Annotated in this window: 10 protein-coding genes; 2 read left to right on the top strand and 8 right to left on the bottom strand. The window is 66.5% G+C overall.

Annotated elements, in window-relative coordinates:
- Window positions 1-164 precede the first annotated feature (164 nt).
- The gene (locus tag HZF05_RS12090) at window positions 165-470 is read right to left on the bottom strand and encodes a hypothetical protein (protein ID WP_246331950.1); all 306 of its coding nucleotides are present in this window, start codon (window positions 468-470) and stop codon (window positions 165-167) included.
- Window positions 471-560: 90 nt separating this feature from the next.
- Here HZF05_RS12090 and trmB point away from each other — a divergent pair, with 90 nt between their 5' ends.
- Entirely contained in the window at window positions 561-1,253 is a 693-nt protein-coding gene (gene trmB / locus HZF05_RS12085) for a tRNA (guanine(46)-N(7))-methyltransferase TrmB (protein WP_160366616.1), read from the top strand.
- Between the two features lie 191 nt (window positions 1,254-1,444).
- Here the strand turns inward: trmB and HZF05_RS12080 are convergent, their stop codons facing one another.
- Window positions 1,445-3,892, bottom strand: coding sequence for a TonB-dependent receptor (locus tag HZF05_RS12080; RefSeq protein WP_160366615.1), 2,448 nt, complete (start codon window positions 3,890-3,892; stop codon window positions 1,445-1,447).
- A 167-nt stretch (window positions 3,893-4,059) separates the two neighbouring features.
- Window positions 4,060-5,574 carry an amidase gene (locus HZF05_RS12075; RefSeq protein WP_160366614.1) on the bottom strand — a complete coding sequence of 505 codons (1,515 nt, stop codon included), beginning with the start codon at window positions 5,572-5,574 and terminating at the stop codon, window positions 4,060-4,062.
- Window positions 5,575-5,719: 145 nt separating this feature from the next.
- Between HZF05_RS12075 and HZF05_RS12070 the strand changes: the two genes are divergently transcribed.
- The gene (locus HZF05_RS12070; protein WP_160366613.1) at window positions 5,720-7,180 is read left to right on the top strand and encodes an FAD-dependent oxidoreductase; all 1,461 of its coding nucleotides are present in this window, start codon (window positions 5,720-5,722) and stop codon (window positions 7,178-7,180) included.
- Here the strand turns inward: HZF05_RS12070 and HZF05_RS12065 are convergent.
- The 5 genes from HZF05_RS12065 to HZF05_RS12045 are packed head-to-tail and all read right to left on the bottom strand — an operon-like array spanning window position 7,170 to window position 11,804.
- Window positions 7,170-8,150 (bottom strand): aldo/keto reductase, encoded by a 981-nt coding sequence (locus HZF05_RS12065; protein ID WP_160366612.1) that lies wholly within the window; start codon window positions 8,148-8,150, stop codon window positions 7,170-7,172. The genes HZF05_RS12070 and HZF05_RS12065 overlap by 11 nt on opposite strands.
- Before the next feature lie 13 nt (window positions 8,151-8,163).
- Window positions 8,164-8,799: a 3,4-dihydroxy-2-butanone-4-phosphate synthase gene (locus HZF05_RS12060; RefSeq protein ID WP_160366611.1), complete on the bottom strand. Its 636-nt coding sequence runs from the start codon at window positions 8,797-8,799 to the stop codon at window positions 8,164-8,166.
- Window positions 8,796-9,257 (bottom strand): cupin domain-containing protein, encoded by a 462-nt coding sequence (locus HZF05_RS12055; RefSeq protein ID WP_181638857.1) that lies wholly within the window; start codon window positions 9,255-9,257, stop codon window positions 8,796-8,798. The genes HZF05_RS12060 and HZF05_RS12055 overlap by 4 nt, the downstream gene beginning before the upstream one ends.
- 49 nt (window positions 9,258-9,306) lie before the next feature.
- Complete coding sequence (locus HZF05_RS12050; protein ID WP_160366609.1) at window positions 9,307-9,933, bottom strand: isochorismatase family protein; 627 nt, start codon at window positions 9,931-9,933, stop codon at window positions 9,307-9,309.
- A complete protein-coding gene (locus HZF05_RS12045; RefSeq protein ID WP_160366608.1) occupies window positions 9,930-11,804 on the bottom strand; it encodes a hydantoinase B/oxoprolinase family protein in 1,875 nt (624 codons plus the stop codon). The genes HZF05_RS12050 and HZF05_RS12045 overlap by 4 nt, the downstream gene beginning before the upstream one ends.
- Window positions 11,805-11,814 lie beyond the last annotated feature (10 nt).

The following is an 11,814-nucleotide window of genomic DNA, read 5'->3' as shown; positions in this document are numbered from 1 at the left end:
CCGTGGAGATTACGCCTCGTCTGGTTACGCGAGGCTTAACCAACCACGGTCCCGGGAAGGATCGAAGCATGGAATGTTGTGCGGCGCAACATCCGCGCACCGCAAAACTGTTGATAAGACGCGATGTGGCGCGGGTGTTGCGCTTCGGTGACTACGACCAGAGTCTAGCGGCTGTCCGCCTTTTCCCGCTCCAGCGCCTTCTCGGCTTCCTCGTCATATCCCGAAGACGGGGCCGGATCGGCATGGCCGGGCTGAGTCGACGAGGCCGGATCGGAGGTCGGGAAGCTTTCGTCGAGGCCGACGTCGAGCTTGCTCTCCTCGTGGCTCGGATCCTTCGCCAGTTCCTCGTGATGCTCGGCATCGTGCGCCTCGCGCACTTCGGTCGTCGGGTGGTCTTCCGCCGGTTCGGGCGGGGCAACCGACATATGATCGAGTGCCTTGTCGAGGCGCGGGTCCTGCTTGGCGTCCATGGTCACTCTCCTCCAGCGCGATTCAACGAGTTGGGGGAAGCCACGTTCCGAGGGGTGCAAGACTCGCATTCCCCCGCTAGAGCGCGCGGCATGAACGATCCGCTGACGATCCGCCGCCTCTACGGCCGCCGCCAGGGCCATCCGCTGCGCGCCCAGCAGGCGGCACTGGTGGAAGAGACCTTGCCGGCGCTCTCAGTGCCCGATCAGGGGCCTCTCGACGCCGAGATGCTCTTCGGTCGCGACATGCCGCTCGCAATCGAGATCGGTTTCGGCAAGGGCGAGCATATGGGCTGGCAGGCCGCCAATGCCCCGGAGATGGGCTTCATCGGCTGCGAGCCGTTTCTTGACGGCATGGTCGGCGCGCTGATGCAGGTGCGCGACCGGAACCTCTCCAACGTCCGCCTCCACCTCGGCGACGCGCTGGAGGTGCTGGAGCGCCTGCCCGATGCCACGCTGGATCGCGCATGGCTGCTCCACCCCGATCCCTGGCCCAAGGCGCGCCACGCCAAGCGCCGCTTCATGAACCCAGGCCCGATCGGGCTGCTCGCGCGGAAGATGAAGCCGGGCGGCGAGTTCCGCTTCGGCACCGACCATCCGGTCTACGTCCGCTGGGCGATGATGGTGATGGCGGGCGTGCCGCAGTTCGAATGGCTGGTGGAGGGACCGAAGGATTTCCTCGTCCGCCCCGACGACTGGCCTGAGACGCGCTACGAAGCCAAGGCGCGCGCCAAGGGGCATGAGGTCTGGTACATGAAATATCGGCGGACGGACGCAAATAGCTGAGGCTTCGAGCACCCCGGTATAGTGATGCTTGCCGGGCTCCCCATGCTGGCTGGGAACGGCGCCAGCTTCTCCGCCGACGCCGTCCCGCCATGTATCCGATCTCGCTGGCCGTGCAGCACGATTACGCGGCCCCGGCGTTCGAAACGGCCGAACGCGCGACAGGGGGGGGTGGGTAATCGTGCCTGATGCCATCAGAACTTATACTGCGCCCTCGCCCCGAAAATGCGCGGCTGCGGCAGGTTGAAGCTGAACGCCGTAAACCGGTTGGCCGCATAATCCTGGCCGGTGGTCGAGGATTCGTAGCCGCGGTCGTTGGTCAGATTGGTGACGAACGCCTCCAGCGTCAGGTGATCCCTGCTCACGCCGGCGCGCAGATTGACGACGTTCCGGGCATTCAGCGTCTCGTCGCTGATGTAGACGAGGTTATCGGCACTGATCTTGCCCGTATAGGCATAGTCGACGTGACCAAACCACTTCCAGCCGGTCTGGCCGAGATCGTCGGTCGCATCCAAGGCGATCGACCCCGAATATTCGGGCGAACCGCTGAGCGCGCGACCGATCGAGGAATTGGTCTGTCCGGTATAGATCACGCAGGCGGTGCAGAGATACTTCTTGATCTCGTTATGATTCCACGAGAAATCGCCGGTCAGCGTGATCATGTGGTTGAGACGCAGCGATCCTTCGGCCTCGACGCCGTAGATCTGGGTCTTGCCGACGTTGCTGGTGACCTGCAGCGAATTGTTGATCGCCGCGATGAAGGCATTGTTGAGGATCTGCTGATTGGTGAGATCGCCATAGTAGAAATCCACCGCGAAATTGAGGCGGCGGTCGAGCGCCGATCCTTTCAGGCCGATTTCATAGTTGGTGAGCCGTTCTTCCTTGTAGGCCAGGTTGACCGGACCGATCTGCCTGACGAGATCGGCGATGACGGCCGCGTTGTTGATATAGGCCGGCAGGCGCAGGTTGAAGCCGCCCGGCCGGTTGCCGCGCGAGGCGGAGACATAGGCGGTCAGTTCCGGCGTGATCTTGTAGTTGATCGCGGCGCGCGGGCTGAAGCTTCCGAAGGTATGCGTGAGCGTGTTGGCGTCCCGACACTCGCTCAGCGAGCTGTAGGCGGCGCAGGCGGCCGAGGGATACAGGAACTGGGGAACGCCGGTGCGCTTGTCCCACTGGTAGCGGGCCTCGACGCTGATCGTCAGCGGCTCGAACAGATCATAATAGGCGCCGCCGAAGATGCCGTAAGCCTTCGACTTGTCGAACTGCACGCCGGTGTCGAAGAGCGCCTCCGCGGGATTCGGATTGGCCGCGGTCGGGTTGAGCTGCGAGTCCACACGGAACTGCTGGTCGCTCTCGCCATAATTGTAGCTGGCACCGGCCGTCCAGCGGAAGCGGTGTTGCCCCATCGAACTCAGCCGGAATTCCTGGCTGAAGCTCTTCGAAAGGAAGCTCGCCGAGAAGAAATAGTGATTGTAGCCGTCGGTCGGTGCATCGGGCTTCAGCTTGCCGTTGTTGGCGGAGAGCGAAGCGTCCCATTCATAGGCGGTGAGACTGCTCAGGCGGATGCCGTCGGTCACGTCCCACGTGCCGATGACGTGGCCGAGGGCCGCCTTGCGCTGCGAACCGAGCTTCGAGTCGAAACGACCACCGGGATTGGTGAAGCTGTTGAAGATGAAGCCGGTCGCCGAAGCCGGCAGATTGGTGTTGGTATAGAGGCCGAGCGACTTGTAGTTCGGAAACGCGCCGCAATAATACAGTCGCGTTCCACCGAGCGAGCAATTGTCCGCCGATGCCGACAGCTGCGCCGTCGCGGGCGGGCCGTCGTCATTCTCGAAATAGTTGATGTAGCCCTTGATCTTCAGGCGGCTCGTCGGCTCCCACTGGATGCGGCCCGCGATCGAGCGCGTGTTGCGCGCACCGAGCCTTTCGGAACCCGCGATGCCGTTCTTGTAATAGCCGTCGTTGCTGATCGTTGATCCCGAAAGGCCGACCTTGAGCGCATCGGTCAGCGGGCCGGAGACGCTGGCGATCAGGCTCTTGGAATCGTAGGAGCCATAGCTGGCCTCGAAATTGCCGTGCCAGCTGTTGCCGATGTCCTTGGTCACGTAGTTGATGGCGCCGGCCATCGTCGAGCGGCCGAACTGGACGCTTTGCGGGCCCCGCAGCACCTCGATCCGCTCATAGTCGAGCCCGGGCGCCAGTTCCGAGCCGAGCACCGGGGCGCCATCGAGAAACACGAGCGCCGCGGCCGAAACGCCGAAGCTGTTGGCGAGGTTCAGGCCACGGATGATGATCGGGCGGTTCTGGAGGCGGCCGCCGAAATAATTGGGCGCGGTATCGCTGAAATGAACGCTGGGCACGTAGGCCGTCAGCTGGTTGGTGCTCTGGACGTTCAGCTTCTGGAGCGTTTCGCCCGACACCGCGGAGACCGAGACCGGCACGTCCTTCAAGCTTTCCTGGCGGCCGCGTGCCGTGACGACGATGTCGCCGCTGTTCTGCGCCGTGACACCCGGATTCTCGGGGTTGGCGGGCTGGGCGGCGGCGGCGGGATCAACCGAGCCCGACTGGGCGATGGCGGGGAAGGCGGCCAAAACCGCCACCGCAGCCGTCGCCGTCAACAATCCGATCTTGCTGGCACTCATGATGGTTTCGCCCCCTTTTTTTGATTTGGCTCAGCGCCCGAAAGGGTTCTGATCCGTTGGCTGATGGCGAGGCTGGGGCCCCGAGCCATTTTCTGTCAATTAAGGTTCCCGAGGAAAAACCGAATAGCGGGAACCCCTGATTTTCCGGGGCCCCGGGCCATGTCTCGCTAGGCTGCCGGAATCGGCGGCACGGGTGTCGACGGCCTCAACGCGGGCTGCCGGAGGTGCCAGGCCGTCGCCTGCTCATAGGCATGAGCCAGCGACAGGATGCGCCCCTCGCCGAAGCGCGGGCCGACGATGCAAAGTCCGATTGGCAATCCCTCCCGGCTGAAGCCACAGGGCACCGATATGGCGGGCAGGCCGAGCACGTTGATCAGCCCCGCGTCGAACAGCGCACCCGGCGCGCGGGCGCCGTTGGGATCGGGCGGGCCGGGCTGGACAAGCTTCGGCGCCACGACATGGATCGTCGGGAACAGCATCAGGTCGATCGAGGCGAAGCTGTCGTTGACCGTCCGGCGCAGTAGATCCATCTCCCAGCGCGCCCGGATATAGTCCTCCGCCTTGACGTCGGCGCCGGCGTCGAGGGTCGCCCGATCGAGCTCGCTGAACAGGTAGCGGTGCGCGGCGAGATCGTCGGCGTACCAGGCGCGGGTCTCGCCGAACGGCATCAGCTCCATGGCCCGGCCGCCGTCCGGAAGCGACGCCTCGCCGATGCTTCCTCCGACGAGGCCGGATATCGTGCCGATCGCCGCCTCGACGGCTGCGGCGACATCGGGCTCCAGCCGATCGAAATGACCGAGCAGGCGCGCCACGCGCAGCCCGGCGACGGGCTTGCGCATCTGCGCCACATAGTCCTCGGGCTCGTGCTGTTCGCTCGTGATGTCGAGCCGGTCGTACCCGGCCATCACGCCCAGCATCAGCGCGGCATCCTCGACGGTGCGGGTGATCGGCCCGACCGTATCGAGCGACGGGGTCAGCGGCAGCCCGCCGCGATTGGGGACGAGGCCGCTGGTGGGCTTGAGCCCCACCGTTCCGCACCATGCGGACGGGTTGCGGATCGAGCCGCCGGTGTCCGTGCCGACCGCGGCGGTGACGAGGTGCGCGGCGACCGACGCGCAGGAGCCCGACGACGAGCCGCCGGTCTGCCGATCCAGCGACCAGGGATTACGGACGCGGCCGTAGAAAGACTGGCTGCCATCGCTCATCGCCAGTTCGTTGAGATTGTTCTTGCCGATGATGATGGCGCCTGCCGCGCGCAGCCGCGCGATCGACGGGGAGTCCTCCACGGGTACGCGCATCTGATAGGCCGGCGATCCGCCCGTGGTGCGTTCGCCCGCGGTGTCGATATTGTCCTTGACCGACAGCACGACGCCATGGAGCGGCCCGCGCGACCGTCCGGCACGCATTTCCGCGTCCAGCACCCGCGCCTCGGCGCGGGCGCGGTCGGCGAAGACGCTGATGAAGGCGTTGAGCTTTGTGCCGTAGATCGCGATCCGGCCGAGCGACGCCTCGACCTGCGCGCTCGCGGTCAGGCTGCCCTCGCGTATCCGTCGCGCCGCGTCGGCGATCGTGAGATCCATCGGCGACGATGTCTGCGCGATCGCGATCTTCGGCATGGCAGCGGCGACGAACGCGGCGCCCATCCACTGGCCGAACCGGCGGCGCTCGATTCCTTCGTGCATGCTGAACACCCCCACATCATCGACATCGCGCCCACGGTCGGGAAGCAAGCCGCGCGGCGCGAGCCTGCAAAACCGCGAACACCGCATAGCGGGCATTCGCGGTTTGCCGAGCGCGCATACATCCGTGCCGGCGCAGTCCGAAAGCATGACGGACATCACCGAATCGTTCGATCTGATCGTGGTCGGCGCCGGTCTCGGTGGACTGACCGCCGCCGTGCGGGGCGCGCAACATGGCCTGCGCACGATCCTGATCGAGGCGGGAAACGAGGTCGGCGGTACCGCCTATTTTTCCGGCGGCGGCCTGCACATATGGGGCGCCGAGACCTGGGAGGATTATCGCCGGCATACACCGCTTTCGGACGAGCGCCTGACGCGCGCGCTTTTCGACGGATTTCGCCCCTATGTCGACTGGCTGACGTCGACCGGCGCGCCCGGCGCATACGAACGCACCGTCATCCGCGGTCTCGGGCTGCTCAAATATCAGCTCGGCCGCACGATGGCGCCGCATCATCGTCGGCGCTGGTTCGATCATCTCGTCATGCGCTACCGGGCAGCGGGCGGCACGCTCTGGACGCGGACGCGCGCGCGCTCCCTCACGCACCACTTCATCGAAGTCGAGCGAGACAACCAGACCCTGACGCTTCGCGGCCGGGCGATCGTCCTCGCCGCCGGCGGCTTCCAGGCCGCGCCCGATCTGGTCGAACGCCATGTCGGCCTGGGCCCGGAGGCGACCGTCCGCCGCGCGGTGGCGACCGACGTCGGTGACGGGCTGCGCATGGCACTGGCGGCGGGCGCGGCGGCGACACCGGCGATGGACAGCATCTACGGCCATCTCATGCCGGCAGCGCCCTGCCGGATCGACTGGCATGATCCGATGGCCCCGATCACGCTCAGCGCCTTCTACGCCCAGCACGGCATCGTCGTGAACGCGACCGGGCGTCGCTTCGTCGACGAAAGCGCGGGCGAGCTGAACGGCACCACGATCAACGCTGCCGCCCGCCAGCCCGGCAGCCTCTGGGTCGTCATGGACGACGCGATCCGGCGTCGGCCGGCGCGCTACGAGGTGCCGCGCGAGCTGCTGCGTCCATCGAGCCTGCGCTACGCCCGCCTGCTTCGCCATGCCCGCATCGCATGGAAAGGGCACGGCCCGGCCCTTCTGCTCGACAGCATCGGGCAGGCCGAACGCGCCGGCGCGCTGGTGGTACGCGGCGCGACGGTGCCGCAACTCGCTGCGGGTCTTGCCGGGCATGGCGTCGATCCCGTCGGACTGATGGAGACCGTCGCGGACTACAACGCGGCCATCGTGTCCGGTACCGCCGATCGGCTGACGATTCCGCGCGCCGACGCCCGCCATCCGATCGCATCGCCGCCCTTTCTCGCCATCAAGGTCGCGGTCGGGATCAGCATGACCTATGGCGGCGTAGCAATCGACACGTCGGCGCGCGCGCTCGACGCGGCCGGCACGCCGGTCCCAGGCCTATATGCGGTGCCCGGGACGGCTGGCGGCGTCCACCATCTCCATTATGCCGGCGCCCTCGCCGCGTGCGGCGTGTTCGGCATGATCGCGGCGGACACGGCCGCCGCCGATCTCGCGATCAGTGGCTGACAGCGCTCTCGTGCGCCTTTAGCAGCTCGTTCAGGACGTTGATGTCCTTCGCGTCCGGCAGCCAGCTTGCGGCGGCGGCATTCGACCGGATCTGCGCGGCCTTGGTCGCGCCGGTTATCACCGACGACACCGCATCCTTCGTCAGCAACGCGCCGACCGCGATATCCACCAGCGTCCGACCGCGCTCCTCGGCATAGCCGATCAGCGCCTCGATCAGATCGTAGAGCCGGTCGTCGATCGGCTTTCCGGCCATCCGCGTATTCTCGGGCATCGGCCGGCCCCGGCGATATTTGCCGGTGAGCAACCCGTTGGCGAGCGGGAAATAGGGCAGCAGCCCGACCCCGAAACGATCGCAGGCGGGTATCAGCTCGGCCTCGGCGCCACGCGCCAGGAGGCTGTAATGATCCTGCGCCGAGATGAAGCGCTCATGGCCTTCGGTTTTCGCGATCCACTGCGCGTCCGCCATCAGCCACGGCGCGAAATGCGAATGGCCGAGATAGCGCACCTTGCCTTCCTGGACGAGCTCGTCGAGCGCCGCGATCGTCTCCTCGATCGGCGTGCGACCATCCGGCCAGTGCATCTGGTAGAGATCGATATAGTCGGTATCCAGGCGGCGCAGGCTGGCCTCGCAGGCCTGCCGGATATAGCGGCGCGAGCCCCAGGCGATATCGTGGCGCGCATCCATGCCGGCGCCCCACTTCGTCGCCAGCACGACATCGTGGCGACGGTCCTTCAGGATCTGGCCGAGGAACGTCTCCGACCCGCCATTGCCGTAGAGATCGGCCGTGTCGAAGAAATTGATCCCCTCGTCGAAAGCGGCGTCGACGACGGCGCGCGTCTGTTCGAGATCCATCAGGCCATAGGCTGCGTTGGCTCCGGCGATGGCCGTGCTGCTGCCCCCGAAATTGTTGCAGCCGAGCCCGACGACGGAGACGGTGAGGCCCGAACGGCCGAGCTGACGATACTTCATGAAGAAACTCCGTTCAGGCGCCGAAGCGCTCCTGTGAAAAGCGCATGACGTCGACCCAGGGCGCCAGCCGCTCGCGGGACAGACGGATCACGTCGGACGACAGAAAATGCGGCACGTCCAGCCGGCGGGCGAGCGCGATCCCATCGTCTGCGCCCGCGACTTCGCCGGATGCATCGAGGATGTCGGCCCAGGCAGCGAAGCGCGTATCCGTGGTCGCCGCCAGCAGGGCATTGGCCATTTCGGGCAGGCTGGCGCCGTCGCGCAGGACGTTGCGCGCCACCTGCACCATGATGTGCCCCGGCGACTGGATATCGTCCGCGCCGACATCCCGGCCCCCCAACGTTCTCATGGTCAGCGCGCGTTCCTTCGCGGAAATCCCCGTCTCGGTGCAGGCCCGCGCTTCCGCCGACGTCCCGAAATAGGGTGCGTCGCCACCCGGCGGCGGCCCGCCCTGCGGCGACAGACCCAGACGGATCATGGCGCCCTCGTTGATCGTCACCGTGCATATGCCGCCCTGTGCGGTCAGGGTGATGACGTCCTCGTCGCGAATGTCGCGCGCGGCGGCGAAGATCAGCGACCGCCCCCGCCCCTCGCGAGCGGCAGGATCGATCAGGATCGCCAGGCGGCCGTCATATTCCTCGATGGTCATACGCCGTCCTCCTTGTCCTTCGCACCGACGATCATCACGGCCATGACGGGCCAGTCCTCGCCATGATTGCGCCAGCGATGGCGGGTGCCGTTCTGGACGAGGACATCGCCCGCATTCAGCTCCACCTCCACGCCATCGTCCAGTTCGCACCAGATGCGCCCCGCAATGACGATGACGATATCGGCAGAGCGACTGGCATGAAAACCGGCCGCGTCATGGATGTCCGGGAAAGGCGACGGCCGGCCGGCCTCCCGGGCGAGCCGATCCGGCGCGCGGGTGCTGAGGCTGACGCGCACGCCCCCCGCGGGCGGCCACCAGCCGTCGACCGGCGGCAACACCGGATTTCCCATCACCGGCGCAGCGTCACGTTGCCACATGATAACTGCATTTCCGACATTCTGGACTCGCTCATCCGCAACGACGACCGCCTTGCCGTCCGGAGCAACTCCGGTCGTCACCCGGCGAAGTCCTCCTTCGAAATGCGTGGGAAAGGTAGCAGGCACGCCTTCAATCCCGAGCGATGAGCGTGATCGCGCGGCTCTCCGAAACGACTTCGGCATATTTCTTCGAGAGGTCGAAGAGATTGGCATCGTGGGGCTGCGCGTCGCGATCGCCGCAGGCATCGGCGACGACGAAGGGAACGAAGCCGTGCTGAAGCGCATCGAGCGCCGTCGCGCGAACGCAGCCGGAGGTCGAGAAACCGGCGATGAGCAACGTATCAATCCCCGAAGCGGTCAGCGTCGCCGCGAGCGAGGTGCCGAAGAAAGCCGAGGCATATTGCTTGGTCACCACCAGCTCGCCCGGCTCGGGCTGGAGCGTCGGCGGGAACGCCCCGCCGGGCGAGCCCTCCAGGAACGCCCGGAGCGCGGGCACCTTCTTGTAGAAGAGGCCGCCGTCCGCGCCGCCCGCACGATAGGAGACGTTGGTGAAGATCACCGGCACGCCGCCCGTGCGACAGGCGGCGGTCAGCCGCTCGCACGACGCCAGGGCGTCCGTGAAACGAGGGTCGTAGAGCGGCGAGCCCGGCGTGAGATAGGCCATCACCACATCGACGAGCAGCAGCGCGGGCCGCTTGCCGAAGCCGAGTTCACCGCCGAAGGCCGGTGCGTAATTCGCATCGAGGTCCCGGCTCATTCGGCCGCCATCGCAAGCTGCCACCGCGGCTGGATCGGGGCCGGGAGGCCGGTCTCGGCTTGGCAGCCCGCGCGCAGGGTCTCGATGTCCGCGCCGTGATCGAAGGTCGGCAGCGTGGCGTCGCGGTCGTCGCGCATCCGGGCGCGTAGCGCCTCGGTGGCGGCGGCGTCGACCTCGCCATCGACGATCGCGACGCCATAGGCCTGCGCGCCCTCGACGGTGACGAGGCCCTGCACGATCTCGTGGGCGACGAGCGCGGGATCGCGCTCCAGCGGGTCGCCCCAGCCGCCGCCGCCCCAGGTGATGAAGTGGAGCTGGTCGTCCTTCTCGACGACGATGTTCTCCGCCTTGTTGCCCACCACCGTCTGCGTGCCGTCGGGCTTCTCGAGGACCTTGCGTGCGCGGGCGCCCGGCTTACCGCCGTTGACGCCCCAGGGCTTGGTGAACCAGCGGTCGTCGTGGATCGAGATCGTGCCGGGTTCGAGGAAGCGGTAGGTCATGCGGATGCCGTTGCCGCCGCGATGCAGGCCGGCGCCGCCCGAATCCGCCTCGGTCTCGTAGCGCTCGATGCGCAGCGGGAAATAGCGTTCGAGGAACTCGTTGGGCACGTTGGTGAAGCCCGGCCACAGCGAGTGGCCATCCGGCCCGTCGCCGAGCGGGCGGCCGGGAATGCCGCCGAAGCCGATCTGGAAGAGCTGGAACCATTCGCCTTTCTTGTCGGTGCCCGAATAGAAGAGGTGGGGTGAGGAGGAGAAACCGGCGGCGTTGAGGAATTCCGGCGTCTTCTGGCCGAGCAGCCCGCCGAGGATGTCGAAGATGCGGCCGAGCGCATGGGTGCGGCCGGACAGTGCCGCCGGGAAGCGGGGCTTGAGCAGCGAGCCTTCGGGTATGCGCACGTCGATCAGATCGTAGAAGCCGTCGTTGAACAGGATCTGCGGATCGAACACCATGATCATGTAGATGCCGAAGAACATGCGCAGCATGTTCTCGTTGAGGTAGAAGTTGATCGATCCTTCGGACTGCGGATCGGTGCCGTCGAAATCGAGCACGACGCGCCCGTCCTGCTTCCACATCGTGCATTTGATCCGGTACGGGCCGTAGCCGAGGCCGTCGTCGCAGATGAAATCCTCGAAGCTCACCGGCGTGTCGCCGATCGCGCTTTCGATCAGGCTGGCCATCGCGCGGTGATTGCGCGCCAGCAGTTCCTCGGTCGCCGAGACGAACAGGTCGTCGCCGAAGCGGTCCGCCATCTCGACGACGCGGCGTGCGGCGACCCGGCACGAGGCGATCAGCGCGTTGAGATCGGCCTTGCACCAGTCCGGCGTGCGCGTCTGGGTCATGATCAGCTTGACCAGGTCGGCATTGTACTGGCCCTTGGCGTAGATCTTCACAGGCGGGATGCGCACGCCCTCCTCGAAGATCGAGCGCGCGTCGATCGGCATCGATCCCGCCACCTTGCCGCCGATGTCCGACATGTGGCCGAACATCGAAGTGTAGGCGATCAGCCGCCCGTCCTTGAACACCGGCAGCAGCACCAGCCAGTCGTTGGAGTGGCTGATCGCGCCGCCCACCGAGTAGGGATCGGAGAGCATGATCAGGTCACCCTCCTCGATCGTGCCCTCGAAGCCGTCGAGGAAGGGCCCGATATAGGAACCGAACTGGCCGACGATCATGCGGCCGTTGTGGTCGGCGATGAGCGGGAAGCTGTCGCCCTGCTCGCGGATGCCGGGCGACATGGCGGTGCGCACCAGCGTCGCGTCCATCTCGATGCGCGCGTTGCGCAGCGCATTCTCGATGATGTCGAGGCTGACGGGGTCGATCGCCTGCTGGGCGAAGGGGGTGGGGTTGGTCTGGATGATCCGGGCGGGCATCGTCGATGAT

Origin of the sequence: Sphingomonas chungangi (genome assembly GCF_013778325.1) — a bacterium.
Taxonomy (GTDB): Bacteria; Pseudomonadota; Alphaproteobacteria; order Sphingomonadales; family Sphingomonadaceae; genus Solisphingomonas; species Solisphingomonas chungangi.
This window is presented reverse-complemented; position numbering and strand designations above follow the sequence as displayed.